The organism is Acinetobacter sp. Colony158, from assembly GCF_019264745.1.
GTDB lineage: Bacteria > Pseudomonadota > Gammaproteobacteria > Pseudomonadales > Moraxellaceae > Acinetobacter > Acinetobacter ursingii.
Map to the genome: position 1 here is coordinate 928,464 of NZ_CP078523.1, position 345 is coordinate 928,808.

A 345-nucleotide genomic window follows, 5' to 3' on the forward strand; every position below is an offset into this window, starting at 1 on the left:
AACAACACAAAACAGCATATATGGACTACGCAAACGAACTGGATACTTATAAGTCTTATACGTCCAATAAGCCATAAAGAATAAACACACCACCCATGCGGTACGCGATTGGCTAAGGGCAATTGCAAACAGAATAAATATAGAGACCAAAATTAAAAGTGATTTTTTGAGTTTTTGTTGTTCAAATAAATACAAACATGCCATCAGCCCCATAACCAAAAAGGTCGACATATTATTGGGCTGGGCAAAATTGGCAAAAGGGCGATTATTATTTCGCATCTCCATTACACCATATACATGTTGATCTAGATTGAGCCATTGCAAGATCGCAATCACACTAGATAT

1 protein-coding gene is annotated in these 345 nt (G+C 36.8%); it reads right to left on the reverse strand.

Annotated features, from left to right (window positions below; translation table 11 throughout):
• A partial coding sequence (locus JR005_RS14435; RefSeq protein WP_228731743.1) for a pilin glycosylation ligase domain-containing protein occupies positions 1–279 on the reverse strand: 279 nt, incomplete at its 3' end.
• Positions 280–345: the final 66 nt, after the last annotated feature.